Genomic DNA, 23,631 nt, shown 5'->3' with positions numbered 1-23,631 from the left:
TCCAAAAAGCTGATGTCTCGGGGGGCATGTGATGGATCTTGATGAGGGGTTTGATGACGACCTGGACGAGGAGCGTGTTCCAAATCTGGGGATCGTCGCTGAAAGCATTTCGCAACTCGGTATCGATGTGTTGCTGTCAGGCGAGACCGGGACTGGCAAAGACACTATTGCCCAGCGCATTCACACAATGTCTGGCCGTAAAGGTCGCCTGGTTGCGATGAATTGCGCTGCGATTCCGGAGTCGCTGGCAGAGAGTGAGCTGTTTGGAGTGGTCAGCGGTGCGTACACCGGTGCTGACCGCTCCAGAGTCGGCTACATCGAAGCGGCACAAGGCGGAACGCTGTATCTGGATGAGATCGACAGCATGCCGCTCAGCCTGCAGGCCAAGCTGCTGAGGGTGCTGGAAACCCGAGCACTGGAACGACTGGGTTCGACATCGACGATCAAGCTGGATGTCTGCGTGATCGCTTCGGCCCAGTCGTCTCTGGATGATGCCGTCGAGGAGGGGAAATTTCGTCGGGATCTGTACTTTCGCCTTAACGTGTTGACACTCCAGCTGCCACCCTTGCGCACACAGCCTGAGCGCATTCTGCCCTTGTTCAAGCGCTTTATGGCCGCGGCTGCCAAAGAACTGGACGTCGCCTTTGCCGATGTCTGTCCGCTGCTTCAGCAGGTGCTGTTGGGGCATGAGTGGCCCGGCAATATCCGTGAACTCAAGGCTGCTGCAAAGCGCCATGCATTGGGTTTCCCGGTGTTGGGTGTCGCCCCGCAGAGTGAAGAACACTTGGCCTGTGGGCTCAAATCCCAGCTGAGGGCGATTGAAAAGGCCCTGATTCAACAGTCACTCAAGCGCCACCGTAACTGCATTGATGCGGCAGGCCTGGAGCTGGACATGCCACGCCGCACGCTCTATCGACGTATCAAGGAGTTGCAGATCTGATTTTTTGCAGAGCGCTGGAACCGATTTAAGGGTCGTTACCACCTATCTGTACCAAGCAATTACGCTGGTACAGACCAAGGGGTATCACGTTATGAGCATCATAAGTTCTCTGACTAACGCGGGTCGCGGTGTCGTTAACACAGTGGGTGGCGCTGCGCAGGGTATCAACAGCGTCAAGAGCAGCGCCGACCGCAACATTGCACTGACCAAAAACACGGGCAGCACTGACAGTATCGACGCTACCCGCTCGAGCATCAGTAAAGGTGATGCAAAAAGCTCCGAGCTTGACGGCACTGCGAACGAAGAGAACGGCCTGCTGCGTGAGACGAGCATGCTGGCGGGCTTCGAAGACAAGAAAGAAGCCCTTTCCAACCAAATCGTTGCGAGCAAGATCCGGAACTCGGTCGTCCAGTTCTGATTTCTTGAATGCCCCCTTCACACAGAGGGGGCTGCTACTTTGAGGAGGTTGTGATGCAGAGTCTCAGTCTTAACAGCAGCACGCTGCAAAGCCCGGCGATGGCGCTCGTTGTGATCCGTCCTGAAACCGAGACAACCGGGCCGAGTACATCCAGCCGGGCGCTTCAGGAAGTGATTGCGCAGCTTGCCCAGGAGCTGACTCACAATGGTCAACTGGACGAGAGTTCGCCATTGGGCAAGTTGCTCGGCAAAGCGATGGCCGCAAGTGGCAAGGCTGGCGGCGGCCTCGAGGACATCAAGGCTGCGCTTGACGCGCTTATCCACGAAAAGCTGGGCGACAATTTTGGCGCTTCTGCCGACAACGCCTCGGATACCGGACAACCCGACTTGATGACACAGGTGCTCAATGGCCTGGCCAAGTCGATGCTGAATGATCTTCTGACCAAGCAGGATGACGGAACTCGTTTTTCCGAGGACGACATGCCGATGCTGAAAAAGATCGCGGAGTTCATGGACGACAACCCCGCACAGTTTCCCAAACCGGACTCGGGTTCGTGGGTGAACGAACTCAAGGAAGATAACTTCCTCGACGGCGACGAAACAGCGCAGTTCCGCTCGGCACTCGACATCATCGGCCAGCAATTGGGCAGTCAACAGAATGCAGCCGGCGGTCTGGCGGGCGATGGCGATAGCAGCGGTGGTGGCCTGGGCAGCCCTGTGAGCAATACGGAAAATTCGCCTGGTTCACTGGGTGATCCGCTTATCGACGCTAACACCGGCCCCGCCAGCAACAGCAATTCCAATGGTGATGTTGGCCAGTTGATCGGTGAGCTGATAGACCGGGGACTGCAATCGGTATTGGCCGGTGGCGGCTTGGGAACACCTGTGAGCACCGCCAATACTGCCCTTGTGCCTGGCGGCGAACAGCCGAATCAGGACCTGGGTCAGTTACTCGGTGGCTTGTTGCAGAAAGGTCTGGAAGCGACGCTTCAGGATGCTGGCCAGACCGGGACCGGCGTGCAGTCCAGCGCTGCTCAAGTTGCCTTGCTGCTGGTCAACATGCTGCTGCAAAGCACTAAAAACCAGGCTGCTGCCTGACTGATACCCGCCTGACGGAGAACTCAAGTGACCGTTTCCCACCTTGGTAATGTTAAAAACATCTCGCCGGAACTTGGGCAGGATGTGCCACAAGGGCTCGTTTCAGAACCTCCCCAGGCGGATGTCGATATCTTCACCGCCGCAACGCGCCCGGATAATGTTTCAAGCGGTGCACCGCTTTCCGAGCATATCGCCAGCGCGATTTCCGGCGGTCTGGGCGAAACCGAAAAAATGTCCCAGCAAGCCATGCGCTCCATGAAAAAGGCCTCGGGCAGCGGAGAGGCACTGGATATCGCGGCGATGACTCGCACATTGTCGCAATGCTCGCTGCAGACAGCGCTCACGACCAAAGTCGTCAGCAAGACTGCGCAGGCAATCGACAAGCTGACCAACCTGCAGTAGAGGTTCTCGTGAAATTTCTGAGCGCAGGGCTGCTGTTGTTTTGCATGTTGTTGCTTGGCGGGTGCAGTGATGAAACCGATCTTTTCACTGGCTTGTCCGAGCAGGACTCCAACGAGGTGGTTGCACGCCTTGCGGATAAGCACATCGATGCGCGCAAGCGCCTTGAAAAGACCGGTGTCGTGGTTACGGTCGCAACCAGCGACATGAACCGCGCCGTACGTGTGCTTAACGCTGCCGGCCTGCCACGCCAGTCGCGAGCCAGTCTGGGCGACATCTTCAAGAAAGAAGGGGTCATCTCGACTCCTCTCGAAGAGCGTGCCCGCTACATCTATGCCCTGTCTCAGGAGCTTGAAGCCACGTTGTCGCAGATAGACGGTGTCATCGTGGCCAGAGTGCATGTGGTGCTGCCGGAGCGCATCGCTCCGGGCGAGCCGGTGCAACCTGCTTCCGCGGCCGTATTCATCAAGCACTCGGCTGCGCTGGACCCGGACAGTGTGCGTGGGCGTATTCAGCAGATGGTCGCCAGCAGCATCCCCGGCATGTCTGCGCAATCGGCAGAATCGAAGAAATTTTCCATCGTTTTTGTACCGGCCACCGAGTTTCAGGAAACGACGCAATGGGCCAGCTTCGGACCGTTCAAGCTCGACAGCGAAGAGTTGCCGTTCTGGCACCTGATGCTTTGGCTGGTACCGGCCGGTGTTGTCGTATTGCTGCTGATTATTGCGCTGCTGCTGCGCAGTGACTGGCGTGCCGCGCTGCTTCGTCGGATCGGGTTCGGCGCGCGGAGTCGCTCAACCGTACCGGCGCGTGCCTGATGGAGCTGATTGCCGAGGACCACTGGGTTCAATGGTGGTGCAACCCCTGGCAGTTTGCGCATCCGGACTGGCAAAGCCGTTTTGCCTTGAACTGCGGCCTGACACTCAGTGACTGTGATGGGCTGATAGCCAGTCGTCACAGCTTATTTTTGCAGAGTGTCGGCATTGAACCCGATCAACCGCCGATGCCTGCTGAGCCGGTGTTGCGCTGGCTGGCGCTGACACCTTTACAGCGTGAGCAGGCGCTGGATCTGGCCCGGCGCATCTGCTTTTGCCGAAATGAAAGCGATGGCGCTGACGGGCAATGGTGCTGGGCGCTGACCAAAGCGCTGCGTCCCGGCGTCTGGCTGGAACTTGCCAACGAAGACCCTCGCTTGCTGTTGGGGGCCTGGCTGGGGCCTGAGTATTGGTCGCGATTGCGTCTGGCCTGGGCGCCAGATGAGCTTCCCGACACCCCGTGCGAGGCACCCGAGAATAAACTTCAGACGATGTGGCAGGCCATTTTATGGCGTGTCACGGCGGTTTGAATTCGATCCGGTTCGCTCTGTATCAGGAATTCCCCATGCTCGCCAAACGCAGTATTACGCTGACTGCCACTGCGCTTCTGCCTGAACCTGTGCTGCGTCGTGAAGACATTGCCAACAGCCTGCTGGCTCGTGATGTTCTAGCCGACGCGCAGCGCCAGGCAGAGCAAATGCTGGTTCTCGAACAACAGAAGGCCGACCTTGTGCATCAGCAGGCGCTGGCCAGCTTCTGGGAAAACGCCAATGCGTTCCTCGCTGAACTGCAGGTGCAGCGTGAAGTGTTACAGCAGCAAGCAATGGCTGCCGTAGAGGAATTGCTCAGCGAGTCGCTTCGGCACCTGCTTGACGACACGACGCTGGCCGAGCGCGCCAGGGCACTGGTGAAAAATCTCGCGGCCAGTCAGCTCAACGAAGCGGTGGCGACCCTCAGCGTTCATCCCGACATGGCCGAGCCGGTCGCCGAGTGGCTGGCTGACAGCCGGTTTGCCCAATACTGGCAGCTTAAGCGCGACGCATCGCTGACCACCGAACGCCTGCGTCTGAGCGATGCCAATGGCGCGTTCGACATCGATTGGGCGACGCTGCGCAACGGGCTGGCAGGCCGTGACTCGTCTGCCTGAAACAGGCTCTTGCGCCGAAAATGGAACCGCTCCAGCCGTTTGCTCCACTCAAGGTTTGAACCTTCCTGCTGGAGTAAAAGGACATGATAAGTTTCAAATCTCTGCAAAATAACCTCGACAGCACGCTGAATCGCGCCTTGTCCGACGTGGATGACGTGCTTGAGGGTGGCAACGGACATTTCACTGCCGATGACATTGATGCCTTCGGTGAGGCAAGTCAGCAAGCCGCTGTCAGTTCCAACATCGCTGATCAGTGCCAGCAAGCCGGCTACAAAATGACCAAAAATGTCATCGATGGATTTCAGTGAGTTCGCTGAGGTCGTCGGCCAGTGGTGTGATCAGCGTCCAGCGACTGCGCTGGACTGCTGGGTCGACGACGCCAACGTCCGCCTGGAAGTGGTTGGTCATGGAATACGTTGCAGCATTGAGCTGCTCGATCCCTACGATGCCAATGACTCCCAACGCATCGAGGCGTTGCTCAGCCACGGGGGTGCCAGCCTTGCGTGTGCCTGTGATGGCGCCTTCGCCATTGATCCGCAGACCCGCTGCATAGTCCTGGTCACCTGGATACCCAACCCCTGCAACCTCGCCGATCTACTCGATCGCCTTGAAAGCCTGGCCAATCAGCGTGCGGCCTTGCTCAGCCTGATGCAGACCACCATTGGCGACATGACGCCCGCGATATCCGGGCGCACGACCCTCAATCACCGGCAACCGGGAGTTTGAAATGCGCAAGGCCTTGATGTGGTTGCCTTTATTGTTGATCGGGTTGACCCCTGTTACATGGGCGGTCACCCCCGAAGCCTGGAAACACACGGCTTACGCCTACGACGCCCGGCAGACTGAACTGACCACGGCGCTGGCTGACTTTGCCAAAGAGTTCGGCATGGCGCTGGACATGCCGTCCATTCCAGGAACGCTCGATGGCCGGATTCGTGCCCAGAGCCCGGAAGAGTTTCTCGACCGGCTTGGTCAGGAATACCACTTCCAGTGGTTTGTCTATAACGACACGCTCTACGTCAGCCCGTCCAGCGAACACACCTCGGCGCGCGTAGAAGTCTCATCCGATGCGGTAGATGACTTGCAGACGGCGTTGACCGATGTAGGCCTGCTGGATAAACGCTTTGGCTGGGGCGTCCTGCCTAACGAGGGTGTGGTGCTGGTTCGCGGCCCGGCAAAATACGTGGAACTGGTTCGTGACTACAGCAAAAAAGTCGAGACGCCGGAAAAGGGCGACAAGCAAGACATTGTTGTGTTTCCGCTCAAATACGCCAACGCGTCGGACCGGACCATTCGTTATCGTGATCAACAACTGACGGTAGCGGGTGTCGCCAGCATTCTTCAGGATTTGCTCGACACGCGTTCTCGCGGCGAAGCCATCAATGGCATCAACCTGTTGGGGCACGGTGGCGCAAATGCCGGACTCGCGGGTGGCGACGCGGACACTCAAAGCCTGCCTCTGGATTCCAGCGGCATCGATACCGGCGCCTTGCAACAGGGCCTTGATCGGGTGTTGAGCTATGGCAGCGGCAGCAAGAAATCCGGGAAAAGCCGTTCCGGTGGCCGCGCGAACATTCGTGTAACAGCCGATGTGCGCAACAACGCGGTACTGATTTATGACTTGCCGTCGCGCAAGCCGATGTACGAGAAACTCATCAAGGAACTGGACGTCTCACGCAACCTGATCGAAATCGATGCGGTGATCCTCGACATTGATCGCAACGAGCTGGCGGAGCTCTCCAGTCGCTGGAATTTCAACGCAGGCAGCGTCGGCGGAGGCGTCAACCTGTTCGACGCGGGCACCAGTTCGACGATGTTCATTCAGAACGCGGGCAAGTTTTCTGCAGAGTTGCATGCGCTGGAAGGCAACGGTTCAGCGTCCGTGATCGGCAACCCATCCATTCTTACCCTGGAAAATCAGCCGGCTGTCATTGACTTCAGCCGGACTGAATACATCACGGCGACGTCAGAACGCGTCGCCAATATCGAGCCCATCACCGCCGGGACCAGTCTGCAGGTGATCCCGCGTTCACTGGACCACGATGGCAAGCCTCAGGTGCAACTGATTGTCGACATTGAAGACGGCCAGATCGATATCTCCGATATCAACGATACGCAACCCAGTGTGCGCAAAGGCAACGTCAGCACCCAGGCCGTCATCGCCGAACATGGTTCGCTGGTGATCGGCGGTTTCCACGGGCTGGAAGCCAATGACAAGGTCCACAAGATTCCCTTGCTGGGCGACATTCCCTACATCGGCAAGCTGTTGTTCCAGTCCCGCAGCCGTGAACTGAGCCAGCGCGAACGTCTGTTCATTCTGACGCCGCGGCTGATTGGTGATCAGGTCAACCCGGCTCGCTATGTGCAAAACGGTAACCCGCATGACGTCGATGATCAGATGAAAAGGATCAAGGAGCGACGCGACGGTGGAGAGTTGCCGACCCGCGGCGATGTCCAGAAGGTCTTCACCCAGATGGTCGATGGAACTGCCCCCGTGGGTATGCGCACCGGCGAAACACTGCCATTTGAAACTGATAGCCTTTGTGATCCGGGCGCGGGGCTGACGCTCGACGCTCAACGTTCGCAGTGGTACGCCAGAAAGGATTGGGGTGTTGCGGTTGTCGTGGCGCACAACAATACCGACAAACCGGTACGTATCGACGAGAGCCGCTGCGGCGGTCGCTGGGTCATCGGTGTTGCCGCCTGGCCTCACGCCTGGCTGCAACCGGGTGAAGAGAGCGAGGTGTATATCGCTGTGCGCCAGCCACAGATATCGAAAATGGCGAAAGAGAGTCGGCCATCACTGCTCAAGGGAGCGAAACCATGAAGATCAGTAGCATTGCAGTTGTGCTGGTGCTGTTCGCTACCCTGTCGGGGTGTGCCACCCATGGATGTACGGGAGTTGCCTGCAAACGTCCGGACTCCACAAACCGCGAACTGGTCATCTGGTGGCCGCCGGACATGCGCGACGGTCTGGACGACCAGGACCACGAGCGGGATTACACAGTCGTGAAGTTAAAGGATTAGAAATGATTGAGGTAAAGGAAAAAGCGGCGTTCTACTACAACGTCGCTGCCCAGAGTCCTGCTGTCTGGCCGGTGGCAAACGGAGTGTCCTTCGTCAGTCGGCGCGAGCATCATGACTGGGGCATCGCGCTGCACATCGAAGGGCGTGCGCTGCGTCCCGAGCAACTGAGAGAGGCGCTGCAAATGAGGTTCTCAGAGGCCGAGCGGTTCCGTAACTACTTTCTGTTTCTGGATGTACAGCGTGATTTTGTAGTGTGGCATGCCGTAAGCGACGCGCCGGATGCCGTCACCAACCTGGATGACATACGGCGACATGAGTTGATGCTGGCAGGCCTGGAACACCTGGCTTAGGCAATTCTGCCAGCATGAAAGAAGACCGCCCCTGCAGAGGAGGCGGTCTTTTTTTGGGGCAATTGAAAGAGGCAAGCTACAAGGTAAGCGTTAAGCGTCCGGGCATCACACCTTGCGTGATGAAACCGGTTGGCACTTAGAGGTTTTTCCTGGTTTCTCGATTCGGAGCCGCAGCGCGTCAAAGTCAGTTCAGGCTTGGGCAGATAGCTCACGCAGTGCTCGCCTGATAACCCCCCCGCCCGGGGATTAGCCGAGTGCTCCCCCTGAGGTACTGTGTCAAACTATGTCGTTTTTACCCGTAGCTCCTTGTTTCGTTAGGGGCTTTTTCATGCTCAGGACGAGTCATTCAAGATGTTGATGAAGCTGGCGCCGAAGAAGCGGCGCAACCCGCGTAATTTCTACCTAGGTATCGCTGCGGTGCTCCTGGTTGCCGGGATTGGGCGCTATTTCTCGCTCAAGGCAGAGCAGGAGAAGGTGGCCCAACAGGCTCTGCTTGTCGAGCGCCTCGCCCAGTTGGACGCGACCCTGCCAAAGCAACTGGATGCAATTACCACCCTTGAGTACGTGGGTTTGAGGTACGGTGACACGATCTTCTACCGCTACAGGATCGACTTGCCAGCTAGCAGCCTCTCCGAGGAACGCAAGGCCAGCATGGAGGCGAGAATACGTCTTGGTCTGGACCAACTGGCCTGCAAGGAACCGCAGTTGCTGGCTATGATGCGCAGGTTCAAGTTTCACCAGGAGCATAGCTACCTGGCCAGGGACAGCACGCTCTTTTCCATTGAACTTCACCCTGAACAGTTGAGCTGCCCAGGGTGAAGCCGATAATGGGAGCCGTCGCTCGTTCTTCGCCTCACGCCATTCCCTGAACCGCAAGCGTTCAGCAACTCCGTCTTGCATGACTGAAACGGCATCCGCTTATGCGGCAGCAGTTGATCAACTTCACTCGGCTGCGGCGTCGGTAGGTATGTGAGGACATCCTTCAGATAAGTGTACGGATCATGCCGATTGAGCTACGTTGAGTGCAGCGCTGGCGATGGAGGCTCCGGCTTGCAGCTCCCAGCTTAAAGCTCCACCTCAACCTGAATCACTTCATCGGTGATTTCATCCAGCTGGCGAACCACTTTGTAGATGTGCCCGACAGCTTGCAGCGTGGGGCGAGGGATGTATTTGCCCACCTTGGCGCGGTACAGCGTTCTTGTCAGCCAGATGCTCTGCAGCACCGGGATACCGGCCTTTTTGGCACGAGCAATCAGCGCCAGCGCTTCCTCGTCCTCACCCTTGCAATGAATCAGCGGCAGAGGCGTCTCGCCTGGCCGGTAATACAGCGCCACCGCGTAGTGCGTCGGGTTGACCAGCAGCATGTCTGCTTCCTCCACCGGATTGGGGGCGGCGCTGGGCTCCTGGTTGAGGATTTCATGGGACAGTTGTCGACGATGGCCTTTGACATGAGGATCGCCTTCGGACTGTTTGTATTCTTTTTTGATGTCCTCGTGGCTCATGCGCAGCTTCTTGGCGTGAAAGTATTTCTGCATGGCGAAGTCGACCATGGCGACGACCAGCAGCAACCCCAGAATCACGCGCAAAATATGACGAAAGAGTTCGACCAATGCGTGCCAGTACGTCGTCAGATCGCTGTTGGCCAGCAGGATAAGAGCGCCCAGCGCGGGCTTGACCTGCATGTACAAGGTCGCGCCAATGGCAACAGCCTTGAGGATACTGAGCAGCAGGTTGAGGATGTTCTGCCCGGAAAACATCTGCTTGGCATGCGAGAAGGGGTTGATCTTGTTGATGTCCAGCTTCAAGGCCTTGGGCGCGAACAGAAAGCCGATCTGCATCCAGCTGCTGACCAGGCGCATCAACATGGCCATGCCGACGCTGCACAACGTGAAGCTGAGCAACACGGAAAGGCCTTCGCTGGCGATCAGCTCGACGGATGCAGCGAAGCTCCGGTCAATACCTTTGAAAGACAGTGCGAGCAAGGCCTGCAACCGGTCGACGCTGTCATCGGCCAGGCCCAGGGTGATTTCACTGACGACCATCAGTACCAGCAGTTTGCCAAGGTCCTGACTCTGCCCCACCTGACCTTTTTCGCGAGCGTCACGTATCTGTTTGGGGGTAGCCTTTTCGGTTTTTTCACTCACGGCACTTGCACCAGAAGCGCCAGCAGCGACTTCAGATCAACCAGCTTCAACAGTTGACCGGTGCCCAGCTCCAGCAGCGTTGGCAGGTAGATCAACAGAAAGGCCAGGCCGGCCATGCTTTTGGCTGGCATGGCCAGAATCGATACGTTCAGTTGCTGTGCATACAGGCCGATGATCGCAAACGCGGCTTCGATCAACAGTAGCAGGGCAATGAAGGGCGCGGCATACAACAGCATGTGTTGCATGGTCTGGTTGAGCTGTTCCAGAAAGACATCCAGACCGCCTGCGGTCATGCCCGGCAGCCAGGCAGTCGGTGGCCAGACGCTGTAGCTGTCCCAGATGACCTGAGTGATGAGTGAAAGACCGCCAGTGAGAATCACCAGCATGATCAGGGTTTCCTGAAACAAATCGCCCAGCGGTGTGGCGTCCGGACCGAGGGCCGGGTTCAACTGGCCACCGCTGAGCGCCCCGCGCTGACTGTCGAGCAGGGCGCCGACCGAGGCAAACATCCAGAACGGCGCATACAGCAACAGCCCCAATAGCGTGCCCAGTACCGCCTCTTTGATCATCAGGCCGCCGATGGCAAACCAGTTATCGTCAAGAGAACCCAGCGCGCGGCTGATTGCGGGGGCCGGGACCATCGCCAGCACGGCCACTACCGCATAGCGCAGCGGGCCTTTCAGGTATTTGAAACAGAAGGCTGGCACCAGAAGCATGCACGGCAGCAGGCGCGCCATCGCCAGACCCATGCCCAGCATGAATTGAAACGCTTCGTGGGCGTCGAAGGGCATTTAGTGATTGACCCCGGACCGTGCAATCAGGTCGAAAGCCATATTGATGAACTGAATCAGCTCGACGCCGATCCAGCGGCCGGTCATGGCCAGGGTCAGCCCGACCGCCCCGAGCTTGATGCCGAAGGGCAGCGTCTGATCCTGAATCTGCATGAGTGCCTGCAGCAGCGAGGTGAGCACCCCGACCAGCACAGCGACACCCAGCGGCGGAGCGGTCAGGATGACGACCAGAAACATGCCTTGCTTGAACAACGCCAACGCTTCCATGGCCGCCTCACATATACGAATAGAAGAGGCTGTCGAGCAGGCGGGACCAGCCCGACACCAGCACGAACAGCAGCAGCTTGAGCGGCAACGACAGGGTCATCGGCGAGACCATCTGCATGCCCAGGGCCAGTAGCAGGTTGGAGACAATCAGGTCGATGACGATGAAAGGGATATAGATCAGAAAACCGATCTCGAAACCGGCCTGCAGTTCCGACAGCACAAAGGCCGGAATCGCCAGCAACAGGTCGTTTTTGTTGGCCTGATCGGCCATTTCCTTTGGCCACATACGCTGGGTATTTTCCAGCAGATGGGCGACCACATCCGGGTCGGTATTGCGCGTCATGAAGCGTTGCAGTGGCTCGATCACTGTTTTCAGACTGCTCTGCAGCTTGTCGGCGCTGCCCAGTTCCAGCGGGTGTTCATGGACCCGCTGCTGGATCTCATGCGCCACCGGGGCCATGACGAACATGGTTGCGGCCAGGGCGATGCCGTACAGGGCCATGTTCGGCGGCACCTGCTGAACGCCAATTGCGTTGCGGGTGATCAGCAGGGTCATGGCGATTTTCAGAAAGGCGGTGCAGACAATCAACAGAAAGGGGATCAGTGACAGCGAGCCAAGAAACAGCGCCAGCATGATCGGGTTTACGCCCTCCATGATCATGAGCGGGTCACCAGGCGGGTAATCTGCAGACCCAGGCGACCCTCGACATCCACCAGCTCACCCTCGGCCACCACCTGTTCGCCATGGCACAACGTCGCGTGCCCCGGCGAAATGCCGGTGACTTCAAGGATAGTCCCGGCATCCAGCCGGCGCAGTTCGGCGAGCGTCAGCCTGAGCTCGCCGCAACGCAGGGTCAGGTCCAGTGCCAGCGAATCGAGTGCCGGGGGCTCGTCCTGTTCTTCCTGCGCTGCGTGATCGTCCGGTTCGGCCGTCGCATACCCGGATGGCTCGCCGTCTTCTTCTTCGGACCAGTGCTGTTCAGTCGATGGGTCTTCATAGTCGTCGAGCATCTCGACATCTTCCTGATACAGATCTTCAGTACTCATGGTGGCGGTGCTCCTCATGACTGAGCCGCAAAAAAAGACGCTGCGCGTGCTGGTCGGTCTGCGCCGCCCATTGCCGTCCTGCCAGGCTCAGGAACCCTTGACCGGCGCTGTCGAACTGGCAGTGGGCGGGCAGTACCACGTCACCGGGGCGCAGCGAGGCGATTTGTTCCCGGGTCAGCGACATTTCACCGATGATCAGGGGGCTGGCCACTGACCAGGACTCGTCCACAGTGCGCGTGCGGGCTTGCCAGGACGCTGATCGCAGCAGCCTGAGCAGTGTGTCGGGCGTTGCATGCAAGTGCGCGTGAAGCTGCTCACCACCACGCCGTATCTGAACCCGGCAGCCCAGGGTGGGTGCTTGCGGTTTGTTGTGCCGGGGTTCGACCGGTGCCAGCAGTCGGGCAATGGTCGGGCTCAGACGTTGATTGAACAGCTGCCAGTACCAGGCTTGTTGCTCGCCCCCGAGCGTAAAGGGGATATCGCCCAGCAGGCTGAGCAGCGCTTCGGCGTCGCTCAGCAACAGGGGCCCGATGGCTGTGCTCAGCCAGACAGCACCTGCCGGTTCGCCTGTGTCGGCAAGCAGTGGCAACAGGGTCAGTTCGGCGTCCTGACCTGCGGCGCTGAAGCCCAGGCTCTGACCGGCACCCAGCTCACGCGTGGCCTGAGCCAGCAGGGCATCGACCTTGCGCAGACGCAGCGCGCTCATGCTGCAAGATCTTCATGCAGGTCCAGCTCAACGTCATGACCGAGTGCCCGCGACAGTGAGTCACGGCATGCGCCGGTATGACCCTGCAAACGTTTCAGAACGTCGCGACGGGCGAAGCCCAGCTGGATGCTCCAACGGTGTTCGGTTTTTTCGGCATTGACGCGTACTGTCCCCAGGCTGGGCATCAGCAGGGTAAACGCCAGCGGGCCGGCCGGCTGTTCGGGCAAGCGCTGCGCCAGCTCGTCGATCAATTGGGTCGGTACATTTTCGGCGTGTGCGGGGAGGGCGATGCTGCTGCCGCCGAAACCTTGATGATCAGGCTCTTCACCGACCTGAGGTATCAGTAGTTGGGAAAAGAACAGGCCGTCGGCGCTCTCCGGTGTCTCTGTCGCCGAACGGTTTTGTGCGAAGCGGACCTTCGGCATGTCGGTACGCGTTTTGCTGCCAAAAGCCGGTGGCTTGTCATCAGCCTTGTCCGGTGCGCGCTGCGCGGGCGCAGAAGGCGGTGTGGCATGCACTACGGGTGGTGCCGTTGGCGCTTTGGCCGGGTGTTTGATCGGTGCGGTCATCGTCACTTAACCTTCTTCGTTGAGCGTCTCCTCCATGCAGGCGAGTTTCTCGACCGCGCGCTGAGACGCTTTGGCTTGCAGGCGCTTCTGCTCAAGCAACGCCTGCTGTTCGGCTACCCGCAATTGCTGTTGCTGCACGTCCTGCCGAATACAGGCCAGGCGGTCGAGCATGTGTTTTTCTTTCTCATGCCATCGGTCGATATCGTTCGGGCTGATGGTCTTTTCCAGGTGTTCCTGAGACAGGCCCTCGCGACGCCGCTTGTGGTTGTCACGTTCCTGATCCAGCGATGCCCGTGTTTTTGATAAGTGGTCGAGCATCGATTTCAGTTCCACCTGCGCGTGGCGATGAGCCCGTTCAGCGCTCGCCTGACGATGCTGGCGCAGCGGGGTCAGCAAGCTGATCACCTGTTCCAGTGCTGCTCGCTGCGGATCGTCTTCCAGTGTGTCTTCCATCGTTACTCCGGCAGTCTGGAAGTGAGCCGCAGCAACCCGTCCAGGGTTTCCTGCAAGGGCACCGGCTCACGCAGGTCCTGGCGCAGAAATTCGTTGATGTCGTCATTCAGTTGCACCGCGCAATCGGTCACCGGGTCTGCACCGGCCTGGTATTCGCCCAGCCGCAGGAGCATTTCCACTTGTTTGTAGGCAGCCAGTAGCTGGCGCAGACGATTGTTCGCTCGCTGGTGTTCGCGGCCGGTGACATTGCTGAGGATCCGGCTGATGCTGGCGGATACGTCAATGGCGGGGTAATGCCCGCGCTCGGCCAGCTTGCGGGACAGCACGATGTGCCCGTCGAGCAGTGAACGCACTTCATCCGCCACCGGATCGTTCATCGAGTCCTGCTCGATCAGCACGGTGTAGAGTGCGGTGATCGAGCCGTTCTCGCTCATGCCGGCGCGCTCGACCAGGCGTGGCAGCAAGGTGTAAACCGAGGGTGGCAGGCCGCCACGCCCCAACGGTTCGCCCGAGGCAATCCCTATCTCCCGCTGCGCACGGGCAAACCGGGTCAGGGAGTCGAGCAGCAACAGCACTTTCTGGCCTCGTGCGCGGAATGCTTCGGCGATAGCGGTCGCGGTGAACGCTGCGCGTGCGCGCTCCATGCTTGAGCGATCAGAGGTGGCACAGACCAGCACCGAGCGGGCGCGTAGGGTTTCGTCCAGTTCATGGTCGAGAAACTCGCGCAGCTCGCGGCCCCGTTCGCCGATCAGCCCGAAGACGATGACATCGCAGCCCATGTTGCGGGCCAGTTCGGCCATCAGTGTGGTCTTGCCACAGCCAGCACCGGCGAACAGCCCCACACGTTGACCCTCGCCCAGAAGAATGGCGCTGTCGATGGCGCGTACCCCGGTGGGCAGGGCGTTGGTAATGCGCGGGCGCTGGGTGGGCGGCAAGGCGTCGGCGATCACCGGCAGTGTTTCGCGACGATCATCCGACCCGGCAAAAGCACCGAGGCAATCACCGAGCAGTGGACGTCCGAAGCCATCCAGGACGCAGCCCAGCAAACTGTCGTCAACGCCAATCCTGTGGGCGATGCCCAGCGGGCGGATCGGAGCACCGACCTGGATTCCGTCGGGTGCGCCCAAGGCGCTGAGCAGCGTACATTCCTGAGTGAAACCGACGATTTCAGCCAGCAGAAAACTGCCGTCGGCTTTGCTCACCTCGCAAAGATCGCCCACCTTGGCCGCAGGAATCTTGCATTCCAGCAGAATCCCGCGCACTGCACTGACCCGGCCACTGACGCGCACGGCGCTGTAGTCACGCAAGCGTGCTGCGTGGGCGTCTTTCCACTGGCTCAGTGCAGCATTCACCAGTTCACCTCAATGTGCCGATTGCCGTCGAATTGCAGGCGCTGATTGTCGATTCGCGTCAGGCGCAAGCCATCCACCTCGTCACCCACATAAATACGGCGGCCGTCTGCAGTCACCAGATGCGCATGCGGGCCGGTCATGATTTGAACCACCACGAAGGGCAGGGCGCTGCGTGTGCTGGCGACGTTGTCGAACACCGTCACCGGCGACTCATAGCGGTCCTTGAAACGCTGCAGCATGCGTTGATAGACCAGCAGGGATTCCTCTTTGAGATCGCCGTTGAGCACCAGCCCTTCGGCTGTTTCTTCCACGCTGACATCGGTCAGCAGCCGGTCGCTGAGCATAGTGCCCAACTGATGGCGTACCGCATCCGCGCTGGTCAGGCGTATGCGTTTATCGGCTGCGGGTTTGATGATCTTTGCCGGTGTAGGAGATGTCTCTACCGGTGCCTCTGCTGTGACCGAGGACATGTGGCCGGGGCTTTGGTCCATTGCAATGGCGGGCGGGCGGGTCAGGCTCCAGGCGCTGCCGATGACGCCCACCAGCAAGCCGGCGATGATCCCTGTGGTACGGATGAGCAATTGCGAGCGCGACTTGACCTTTTTCAGCGGCACATCATTGCGCACAGGCTCGGGGTCGGCCTGTGGCTGTTTCGGGATGACCGCTGGCACTGAAGGCCACTCATCGCCTGCGGGCGAAACGCACAGCCACACTGAGCCCAACAAGAATGCAGTGTTGAGTGTCAGATCAATACCGGGCCGGGCGTTACCCTCTTCGTCGCACACCGCGCCTTCTTCAGCGTTCAGTGTCCAGCTGTCGTCCAGGCGTTGCAGGCGGCAATGCAGGCTTTCCACTCCTGCTTCGTCCAGTGCCAGATCGTGTTGCGCGGCAGAGCCAATCGACCATTGCTCGCCCACCAGTGGCAAGGCTGCGCCTTGGTGCTGACCGTTCAGTACGCGTAATTCAAACATCTGAAAGTCTCCCTTTGCTCAAGCCTGAAAGGCTCAAGCTGCGTGCTCGTTGTCCATTGGCTCAAGATCGTCTTCAAGGTCGAAGCGACCCATTACCTTGACCTTGGCCGCGTTGCTGATTTCTGCGAAAGACAGTACGGGAACGTGATAGAACTCCTCCCTCAACAAGGTCCGCAGTGGGCTGCGCAGGTCCTGCGCGACCAGCAGTACCGCCTGTTCGGGCGCGCGCACCGGAAATGCGATATTCATTTGTTGCACGAGCATCTGGCTGATCTCGTTACTCAGTGCGAAGAACGTTTCGGTCTGTGTCTGGCGCAGACCGTCGCGCAGCAAGCCCTCGCTTTCCGGCGTGAGCAGCCACACCTGCAGGCCTTCGGCACCGCAATACTGGTGGTAGATCTGCGATTTGAGCGCGATGCGCACGTAGTCGGTCAGCACGTTGGTATCGCGTTCATGCTGGCAATGCTCGATCAGGGTCTCGGCGATCAGCCGTATGGCTCTGAGCGGTACGCGCTCCGACGCGAGACGTTGCAGAACCGCCGAGAAGCGCGTCAGCGTGAGCACTCGCTGTATCTCTTGTGAAAGCTCCGGCTGCTCGGATTCCAGCCAGCTGAGGATGGCTTTGGTCTCCTGCAAGCCGATGAACTGAGGCGCGCAGGACTGCAATGCGCGTTCCATGCGTTCGACGATCAGGGTCATGGCGCTGACCGGGTTCAGCTCACCGCACTGCTCGGCGGGCAACCACACCCATTGATCTTCCTGGCGGTCGGTATTGCCCGGAATCGCCGCCGGGAGGTTTTCACCACCCAGTTGGCGGGCGTCCACGGCGACATGGGACTGGGTAAATGTCGCCTTGAGCATGGGTACGTCGTAGACGGTGAAGCGAAACTCGTCCGGAGGAAGATGATCGGCATGTTCAATGATGAACGACGGCAGGGTCAGACCGTATTGCACCACCAGTCTATTGCGTCGCCGACGTATTTCGCTGATCAGTGCCTCGATCTGTGCGCTGTCCTGGCCTGGGTGAAATTGCAGGACGAACTGCCGGCTGGGTGAGAAGGTACGCAGGTCTTCCTTGCCGTTCATTTCCGGGGCGACGGCAGTGGCGCGTTGTTCGTCGGGCTTGGGTCTTGCCCGTTGCAACTGCAGCATGCCACCGGCACCGCAGATGATCGCGATGGTGATGAATACTCCCGTGGGCATACCCGGCAGAGCCGCGAAGCCGAGCATGGCCACTGCGGCGATGATCCATGCCTTGGGCTGGCTGGTAATCTGTTCGGCGATTTCACGGCCAATGTTGGCCTCCGCGCCAGCCTCGGTATTGGGTACGCGGGTGATGATCATGCCGCAGGTTACGGAGATCAGTAGCGCCGGGATCTGTGCAATCAGGCCGTCACCGATGGTCAGCACGGTGTACAGCTGCAACGCATCGCCCGCGCTCATATTGTGCTGCAACACGCCGATGGAAATACCGCCGATCATGTTGATGGCAACGATGATCAGGCTGGCAATGGCATCACCGTTGACGAACTTCATCGCGCCGTCCATAGCACCGAACAACTGACTTTCCTTGTTCAGCTCAGCGCGGCGATTGCGCGCCTCCTGAACGGTTATCAGGTTGGCACGCAGGTCACTGTCGATGGACATCTGCTTGCCGGGCATAGCGTCCAGCGTAAACCGCGCGCCGACCTCGGCGACCCGTTCCGAACCTTTGGTGATAACCAGAAAGTTGACCACTGTCAGGATCAGAAAGATCACCAGGCCCACCGCCAGGTTGCCACCCACCACGAATTGGCCGAAGGCTTCGACAATGTGCCCGGCGTCTTGATTGAGCAGGATCAATCGTGTTGTGGAAATCGACAGCGCCAGACGAAACATGGTGGTCAGCAACAGCACGGCCGGAAAGGTCGAGAATGCCAGCGGTCTTGGCAAATGCATCGCCAGCATGATCAGCAGGCACGATATACAGATGTTCACCGCGATCAACACATCAACCAGCCCGGTGGGCAGGGGGGTGATCATCATGAAGACAATGGCGATGACGAAGAATGCGCCGACCAGCTCTGACCGGCGCATGGCCGACAGGGCAATCATGTTCAGAAAGTTGATGACTTGATTCATCCGGCAAGCCCCTCAAAAAGCTGCTTCTGTTCCTGTTGAGTCAGTTCTGCCATCAGGGTGAGCAGGTTATTCAGCGCAGCCTGGCGGCTTTTCATGTCCTTCCAGAGCAGGATGGGCAATTGCATCAGCATCGGCCGCAAGCCATTGAGAAATGCCAGCTGGTTCTTGAGCCTGGTACCGCCGATGTGTTGAGTCAGTTGCAGGGTCTGGTTCACGTTCATTCCATTGGCCGTCAGGGTCAGCAAGTGTTTGAGAAAGGCTGGCGGATCCACCTTCAGGTCAGGGTTCTTGTTGCGCATGCGCCCAAGCAGGTGTTCACAACCGCGCAACAACGTCGTCACGTGGCGTGCCGTGGTCAGCCCGTGCATCAATGTGCGCAGCTGTTCATGAGATGCCGAAGGGGTAATCGCCGAGAGATCGTCGGCAATGGCTCTGCGCATGTCGCGCAGATTGAGGTCGAAGTCTCCGGTCTCTTCCTGCTCGTTGATCAAGGCTTCGATCAGGCCGGTCACGTTTGGCTGTCCGGAAACCGCTACGCCATAAAGGTTGCGCAACGCGGCACGGCGTTTGTTGTCGACGTTCTGCCGCCCGAACGCCCTGGCAGTATTAATGCCTGCCCGGGCGTGTGGTCCGAACTTGCGTCGCAACTGTTTCAGCGTTTGGGTGAGCGCCACGTACTCGCCTTCAGCGCCATCTTCCTCAGCCTGTTTGCGTGCCGCTTGCAGCACCACGTGGGCCTTGGCCGCATCGCCATCGGCAAATTCCAGAACCTGTTCCAGTTCTGTGTCGTTCTCTTGCAGCAGTTTTTTGCGCAGCAGCCTCGCGGCGTTATCCAGACCGGTATCGTTGGCGCTCATCAACAACTGATAGAGCTCACCCAGTTTGACGGCCCGTGATTGCAGTGCATTTCTGCTTGCGATCAGTTCGCGCTGGCGCAGTATCCGGCTGTTTTGCACCAGTGCTGCGGCGAAGCGCGAGACCTGTTGCGATGACGTGCCTTTTTCCGACGACAGGGTCCCGGGAATCGCTCGCGCAGCGGGCGTGACGGCGCGAATCGGCGTGACCGTGTGGGTTGGCAATATAGGCGGGGCGACGATTTTCATAGGACGGTTCTGAGCCTGGTCATGACCGCTGAGTGGGGCCTGGCCAGGATTCGGTTCCCTTGTAAAAGGGGCTGACGCGTTTGTGCCAAAAGCTGTAGTGATAAAAACGGCGTTGCGCAAAAAAATGTATTACAAAGAATTACAAATTTTAAAATAATTATATAAATCAGTAACTTAAATAATTATTTTGGCTGGCACGGTTATCGCTATAGGGCTTGCACACCATTAAATTAAGGTAAGCCCATGTTTCCGAACCTAGTGATCCTTGATGCAACCCAGCCACGCCAGGACTCTTCGTCTGCCGGTATCCGTCAACTGACGGCTGATCAGATACAGATGCTCAGAGCGTTCATTCAGAAGCGCGTAATGAACCCGGATGATGTCGATGACATCTTGCAATGCGTATTTCTGGAGGCCCTGCGCAACGAGCACAAGTTTCAACATGCCAGCAAGCCGCAGACCTGGTTGTGTGGTATTGCGTTGAACCTGATCCGTAATCACTTCCGCAAAATGTATCGCCAGCCCTATCAGGAAAGCTGGGAAGACGACGTTCATTCAGAGCTGGAATGGAATGGCGATATCACTCATCAGGTAGACGGGCACAGGCAATTGGCACGCGTCATCGCAGCCATTGATTGCTTGCCGTCGAACATGCAAAAGGTCCTGGAAGTGTCGCTGGAGATGGATGGCAATTATCAGGATACGGCGAACACGCTCGGCGTTCCGATTGGCACTGTGCGCTCGCGACTGTCCCGGGCACGGGTGCAATTGAAGCAGCAGATTGACCCGTTCGCCTGAGTGGATATCTGTCTGGAACCAACTCGCACGCAAAACCACACAGTTGCCATCCTTCACCACTTGGATGGCAACCATGCGTATATCCAGTTCTCCCAGTCCTGCCCTCGGCGGCATCGTGAATCAACCCACCTCTGGCGAACTGGCTGCTGAGACGCCATTAGCCAAAGACTCGCTCACGCAGAGCAGCGCAGGTGGTGATCAGGCCTTTGTGCAGTTCGGCCAGGCCAACGACAATACATCTTTCTTTTCTGATGCCGAGCAAAGCGGCTCATCGCTGATGAGTCTGCTGACTCGCAGCAGTAGTAGCGAGAGCACCTCCAGCGTTGATCAGGACAGTGTTCAGGTGTCCCCAATGACATCGGTCTCAACAGCCAGCGCGTCACCTGCGGCGGCTGCCTCCGACCCGGCAAATGCTCCCAGCGCTACCGATGCCGCGTTTCTCGATAACTCCGAATACTCTTCGCCCGAGGCCCTCAAGCGCTGGGATCCGATGGTCGCCCATCTGCCGCCCGAAGAACGCGAGCAGGCGGCAAAAGAACTCAACCGGCCGATTGCGGCCGCCTGGATGGCCAGAGAGCACGGCCCCAATGCTGACAAGGCGATGGCGTTCATCAACGCCAACCCTGCGTTGAAGACGGCTGTGGACGTCGGCAAGGATGGCGGTAATGCGGATGGGAAAATCACCAACAAAGACCTCAAGGCGTTCGCCAAAAATTCGGAGAAGGCGGCCGACAATGCCGACAAGGACTTGGCCAAGTACATGGAAGATAACCCCGGCGCTGATCCTCAATCCCTTGAAATGGTGCGCAGCGCAGCGGTGATGCGCGCCAATATGCCGTTGGCGACGGCAGCCGACCCTCATCATGCCGATGGGGCGCCTGACAAAACCGATGTCGATGGTAATGTCAGCGCCGAGGGTCTGAAAGCGCTGATTAAAAGTAACCCCGGGTTGTCAGGTACGCTCAAACAGTCGTCCAACATGTGGTCGCAGGCGGGCTTCCTCAGCCAGGTGGATGAAGCCGGTCTGACCGGGCGCAAGAAGGCTGCGCATAGCCCCGACCAGGTGTTCGATGCGTCCAATATGAGCGAGTGGATCAGGAAGAGCGCCCCCAAAAATGGTGGCCAGTTCGCCAGCATGCTCAGCGACGCCGCGACGTTGAATTCGGTAGCCGGTATCGATATCAGCAAACTCAACGCTCAGGTTTTCGAGAAGCCCAAGGCTTACACCGGCGCGCAGAAGGCCGCTGTGATGATCAAGTTGCAGCAGACTCAGCAGAGCGTGATAGCCGGGCGGGATTTGCGCAATACCGAGAAGACCGAGGCGGGCCTTAATGAGCGAATCGCTCAGTTGCAAGCCGATCCCGATGTTCAGGAGTACCTCAACAAAAGCATTCCCGAACAGGAGCGCAGCCTGGTCAGCAGCGATTCGGCGCTGCAAAAGGCCGTGACTGAGCAGGTTCAAAACGTCAACAGCGGAAAGGCCTTGCAAACCGACCTGGCAACCGCAGACAAGGCCGTCGGCAAACACAACCCCGACCCCGATTACAGCTGCGCCATCACCGGCCTGTCGGCTCAACTGCAACTGCAAAAAGACCTGTTTCCCGATGCCCAAGTGCCCACTGCCCAGCAAGTATTCAACAACCAGCCTGATGAAGTGCAAACGAAGATTGCCGATTCCTACGTTCGCAACTTCAGCGAAGGTGGCGCACTGAAGCAATTGCTTGGCCAGAAAAAGGCCGATGCCAGCGAAGCCCTGCAAACCGCAGACAACCAGAAAGCGGCCTATGAAAGTGTGCTGCCCGCTGATTTCGTTGAAGGCGAGCATGAAAACTACACGACCAGCACATTGAATGAGCTGCAGAACTCCAAAAAAGGCCGCAAGTTGCTGGAAGGCAAAAGTGATGAAGAGGGCGGCCCCTCGCTGTTGGCTCAGCTTGCTGATGCCGGGGCGGGCGGCAAGGTGCTGAACTCAGTCATGGGCTTTGCATCGGTATCCACCATGCTCGCCAACGGCGACAAGCTTGGCGCGACGCAGGCCATTTACGACAGCACGAAGCTGGGCGCCGAGGCGATCAAGGGAGGGGTCGACGCCGGGGCGAAGATGATGGGCCGCGAGGCCTCCGCCGGTCTCGGGCGTCTGGGCGGGCAGATGATCGGCCGCGCTGTCGGCCTGGTCGCCGGCGAAGCCACAGGGCTTGCCGCAGGCGCGGCACTGGGTGCTGCAATCCCGGTTATCGGCTGGGCCATCGACGGTGCCATGGCCTTGGGCTTTGGTATCTCGGCGATCATTGATGCGGTCAAGAAGCACAAGGCGCAGAAGGCGTTCGATCATAACGTTGACCCGGTGCTGGATCAGTTCGGGATTGACCGGGCGCATTGATGCAATGGAGCAGGGCGGCGGCCTTATCTTCCGTCCTGGTCCGTGAATGCATTGTTTTGCAGGCTTCGATGATTAATACCCTGCCTGGGGAAGTGATTTATCGACCTCGTCAATTCGTACATTTTTCAGCACGCCGAGGTGTATTAATGACTGACCGATTATACAAAACTGTTCTTGCCGACTTATCAACGTCATTGACGATGCAACCCTTGGTATTCGACGACACAGGCGCTTGTGATCTGGTGGTCGATGAAGAGATTGCGCTGAAAGTGGTCGTGGACCACGTATTCCAGCGCCTGCTGCTGATCGGGCTGATGGACATTTCCCCTGATCTTCCCTTGAAGCGTTTGTTGAGTGGCGCACTTAACCCTCTGTTCAATGATGGACCCGGGCTGGGGTGGCATGCAGGCAGCGAGCTGTATATCGGCTTTAAGGCAATTCCCAGAGAGAAGGTGAGTGTGGTGACGCTGAAGCAGGCGATCGCTGAACTTGTAGAGTGGATAAAAACGTGGCGCGACGCGCATTGAAAGAGGATGAGTCATGAACCCGATACAAACACGTTTCTCTAACGTCGAAGCGCTTAGACATTCAGAGGTGGATGTACAGGAACTCAAAGCACACGGTCAAATAGAAGTGGGTGGCAAATGCTACGACATTCGCGCGGCTGCCAAGAGACTGTCAGAAATTTTGTGTTCGGGCATAACATGTAGCTAGAGGTGCATGTATGCCGACCAAA

The 23,631-nt window shown here is 58.5% G+C and carries 28 protein-coding genes and 1 pseudogene; 16 read left to right on the top strand and 13 right to left on the bottom strand.

All coding sequences use genetic code 11. The annotated features are described in order from the left end of the window. Positions 1-31: 31 nt before the first annotated feature. The 13 genes from AO277_RS16215 to AO277_RS16155 all read left to right on the top strand — a co-directional run bounded on the left by AO277_RS16215 (position 32) and on the right by AO277_RS16155 (position 9,012). On the top strand, positions 32-940 hold the full coding sequence (locus AO277_RS16215) for a sigma 54-interacting transcriptional regulator (protein ID WP_044318326.1): 909 nt from the start codon (positions 32-34) through the stop codon (positions 938-940). 91 nt (positions 941-1,031) lie between these two features. Next, a complete protein-coding gene (locus tag AO277_RS16210; RefSeq protein ID WP_002552400.1) occupies positions 1,032-1,358 on the top strand; it encodes a type III secretion system major pilin HrpA in 327 nt (108 codons plus the stop codon). A 53-nt stretch (positions 1,359-1,411) separates the two neighbouring features. Continuing rightward, entirely contained in the window at positions 1,412-2,455 is a 1,044-nt protein-coding gene (gene hrpZ, locus AO277_RS16205) for a type III secretion system effector HrpZ (RefSeq protein ID WP_044318325.1), read from the top strand. Positions 2,456-2,482: 27 nt separating this feature from the next. Beyond that, complete coding sequence (gene sctI / locus AO277_RS16200) at positions 2,483-2,857, top strand: type III secretion system inner rod subunit SctI (RefSeq protein WP_002552402.1); 375 nt, start codon at positions 2,483-2,485, stop codon at positions 2,855-2,857. A gap of 8 nt (positions 2,858-2,865) precedes the next feature. After that, positions 2,866-3,672 carry a type III secretion system inner membrane ring lipoprotein SctJ gene (gene sctJ, locus AO277_RS16195; RefSeq protein ID WP_044318324.1) on the top strand — a complete coding sequence of 269 codons (807 nt, stop codon included), beginning with the start codon at positions 2,866-2,868 and terminating at the stop codon, positions 3,670-3,672. After that, the gene (locus AO277_RS16190; protein ID WP_044318323.1) at positions 3,672-4,199 is read left to right on the top strand and encodes a hypothetical protein; all 528 of its coding nucleotides are present in this window, start codon (positions 3,672-3,674) and stop codon (positions 4,197-4,199) included. The genes sctJ and AO277_RS16190 overlap by 1 nt, the downstream gene beginning before the upstream one ends. A gap of 35 nt (positions 4,200-4,234) precedes the next feature. Beyond that, positions 4,235-4,816: a type III secretion system stator protein SctL gene (gene sctL, locus AO277_RS16185; RefSeq protein WP_002552405.1), complete on the top strand. Its 582-nt coding sequence runs from the start codon at positions 4,235-4,237 to the stop codon at positions 4,814-4,816. Between the two features lie 83 nt (positions 4,817-4,899). Beyond that, complete coding sequence (locus tag AO277_RS16180; protein WP_002552406.1) at positions 4,900-5,124, top strand: type III secretion protein; 225 nt, start codon at positions 4,900-4,902, stop codon at positions 5,122-5,124. Next, entirely contained in the window at positions 5,111-5,542 is a 432-nt protein-coding gene (locus AO277_RS16175; RefSeq protein WP_002552407.1) for a type III secretion system protein HrpG, read from the top strand. Before AO277_RS16180 ends, AO277_RS16175 begins: the two co-directional genes overlap by 14 nt. 1 nt (position 5,543) lies before the next feature. Beyond that, complete coding sequence (sctC, locus tag AO277_RS16170; RefSeq protein WP_002552408.1) at positions 5,544-7,643, top strand: type III secretion system outer membrane ring subunit SctC; 2,100 nt, start codon at positions 5,544-5,546, stop codon at positions 7,641-7,643. Next, the gene (gene hrpT / locus AO277_RS16165) at positions 7,640-7,843 is read left to right on the top strand and encodes an HrpT family type III secretion system protein (protein WP_002552409.1); all 204 of its coding nucleotides are present in this window, start codon (positions 7,640-7,642) and stop codon (positions 7,841-7,843) included. The genes sctC and hrpT overlap by 4 nt, the downstream gene beginning before the upstream one ends. Positions 7,844-7,845: 2 nt before the next feature. After that, on the top strand, positions 7,846-8,193 hold the full coding sequence (locus AO277_RS16160) for a hypothetical protein (RefSeq protein ID WP_002552410.1): 348 nt from the start codon (positions 7,846-7,848) through the stop codon (positions 8,191-8,193). Positions 8,194-8,544: 351 nt separating this feature from the next. Continuing rightward, positions 8,545-9,012 carry a hypothetical protein gene (locus tag AO277_RS16155; RefSeq protein WP_002552411.1) on the top strand — a complete coding sequence of 156 codons (468 nt, stop codon included), beginning with the start codon at positions 8,545-8,547 and terminating at the stop codon, positions 9,010-9,012. Between the two features lie 89 nt (positions 9,013-9,101). On the opposite strand, the pseudogene AO277_RS16150 reads toward AO277_RS16155, so the two are convergent. The 13 genes and pseudogenes from AO277_RS16150 to sctW all read right to left on the bottom strand — a co-directional run. Continuing rightward, positions 9,102-9,206: pseudogene (locus tag AO277_RS16150) on the bottom strand (transposase domain-containing protein); the annotation flags it as partial. Between the two features lie 51 nt (positions 9,207-9,257). Next, entirely contained in the window at positions 9,258-10,337 is a 1,080-nt protein-coding gene (sctU, locus tag AO277_RS16145) for a type III secretion system export apparatus subunit SctU (RefSeq protein ID WP_044318322.1), read from the bottom strand. Beyond that, positions 10,334-11,128 carry a type III secretion system export apparatus subunit SctT gene (sctT, locus tag AO277_RS16140; RefSeq protein WP_002552412.1) on the bottom strand — a complete coding sequence of 265 codons (795 nt, stop codon included), beginning with the start codon at positions 11,126-11,128 and terminating at the stop codon, positions 10,334-10,336. The genes sctU and sctT overlap by 4 nt, the downstream gene beginning before the upstream one ends. Beyond that, positions 11,129-11,395 carry a type III secretion system export apparatus subunit SctS gene (gene sctS, locus AO277_RS16135; protein WP_002552413.1) on the bottom strand — a complete coding sequence of 89 codons (267 nt, stop codon included), beginning with the start codon at positions 11,393-11,395 and terminating at the stop codon, positions 11,129-11,131. It lies immediately after the preceding gene. 7 nt (positions 11,396-11,402) lie between these two features. Then, positions 11,403-12,056 (bottom strand): type III secretion system export apparatus subunit SctR, encoded by a 654-nt coding sequence (sctR, locus tag AO277_RS16130; RefSeq protein ID WP_002552414.1) that lies wholly within the window; start codon positions 12,054-12,056, stop codon positions 11,403-11,405. Further along, a complete protein-coding gene (locus AO277_RS16125) occupies positions 12,053-12,442 on the bottom strand; it encodes a FliM/FliN family flagellar motor switch protein (RefSeq protein ID WP_002552415.1) in 390 nt (129 codons plus the stop codon). The genes sctR and AO277_RS16125 overlap by 4 nt, the downstream gene beginning before the upstream one ends. Next, a complete protein-coding gene (locus AO277_RS16120; RefSeq protein WP_044318321.1) occupies positions 12,432-13,148 on the bottom strand; it encodes a hypothetical protein in 717 nt (238 codons plus the stop codon). The genes AO277_RS16125 and AO277_RS16120 overlap by 11 nt, the downstream gene beginning before the upstream one ends. Beyond that, positions 13,145-13,717: a type III secretion system HrpP C-terminal domain-containing protein gene (locus AO277_RS16115; protein WP_044318320.1), complete on the bottom strand. Its 573-nt coding sequence runs from the start codon at positions 13,715-13,717 to the stop codon at positions 13,145-13,147. Before AO277_RS16115 ends, AO277_RS16120 begins: the two co-directional genes overlap by 4 nt. A gap of 6 nt (positions 13,718-13,723) precedes the next feature. Beyond that, complete coding sequence (locus AO277_RS16110) at positions 13,724-14,170, bottom strand: YscO family type III secretion system apparatus protein (RefSeq protein ID WP_002552418.1); 447 nt, start codon at positions 14,168-14,170, stop codon at positions 13,724-13,726. Between the two features lie 2 nt (positions 14,171-14,172). After that, positions 14,173-15,522, bottom strand: coding sequence for a FliI/YscN family ATPase (locus AO277_RS16105; RefSeq protein ID WP_002552419.1), 1,350 nt, complete (start codon positions 15,520-15,522; stop codon positions 14,173-14,175). Beyond that, a complete protein-coding gene (gene sctD, locus AO277_RS16100; RefSeq protein ID WP_044318319.1) occupies positions 15,519-16,493 on the bottom strand; it encodes a type III secretion system inner membrane ring subunit SctD in 975 nt (324 codons plus the stop codon). The genes AO277_RS16105 and sctD overlap by 4 nt, the downstream gene beginning before the upstream one ends. A 33-nt stretch (positions 16,494-16,526) precedes the next feature. Further along, positions 16,527-18,614 carry a type III secretion system export apparatus subunit SctV gene (gene sctV, locus AO277_RS16095; protein ID WP_005735148.1) on the bottom strand — a complete coding sequence of 696 codons (2,088 nt, stop codon included), beginning with the start codon at positions 18,612-18,614 and terminating at the stop codon, positions 16,527-16,529. Continuing rightward, a complete protein-coding gene (sctW, locus tag AO277_RS16090; RefSeq protein ID WP_044318318.1) occupies positions 18,611-19,717 on the bottom strand; it encodes a type III secretion system gatekeeper subunit SctW in 1,107 nt (368 codons plus the stop codon). Before sctW ends, sctV begins: the two co-directional genes overlap by 4 nt. 243 nt (positions 19,718-19,960) lie before the next feature. Between sctW and AO277_RS16085 the strand changes: the two genes are divergently transcribed. The 3 genes from AO277_RS16085 (at position 19,961) to AO277_RS16075 (ending at position 23,422) form a co-directional block, all read left to right on the top strand. Next, complete coding sequence (locus AO277_RS16085; protein WP_005735147.1) at positions 19,961-20,515, top strand: RNA polymerase sigma factor; 555 nt, start codon at positions 19,961-19,963, stop codon at positions 20,513-20,515. Positions 20,516-20,588: 73 nt separating this feature from the next. Beyond that, on the top strand, positions 20,589-22,895 hold the full coding sequence (locus tag AO277_RS16080) for a type III effector HrpK domain-containing protein (protein WP_044318317.1): 2,307 nt from the start codon (positions 20,589-20,591) through the stop codon (positions 22,893-22,895). A gap of 146 nt (positions 22,896-23,041) precedes the next feature. Then, the gene (locus AO277_RS16075) at positions 23,042-23,422 is read left to right on the top strand and encodes a type III secretion system chaperone (protein WP_032074428.1); all 381 of its coding nucleotides are present in this window, start codon (positions 23,042-23,044) and stop codon (positions 23,420-23,422) included. Positions 23,423-23,631 lie beyond the last annotated feature (209 nt).

Source organism: Pseudomonas amygdali, assembly GCF_002699855.1.
GTDB lineage: Bacteria > Pseudomonadota > Gammaproteobacteria > Pseudomonadales > Pseudomonadaceae > Aquipseudomonas > Aquipseudomonas amygdali.
Note: the sequence above shows the minus strand (reverse complement) of the source record. Positions and strands in the feature narration are given on the sequence as shown.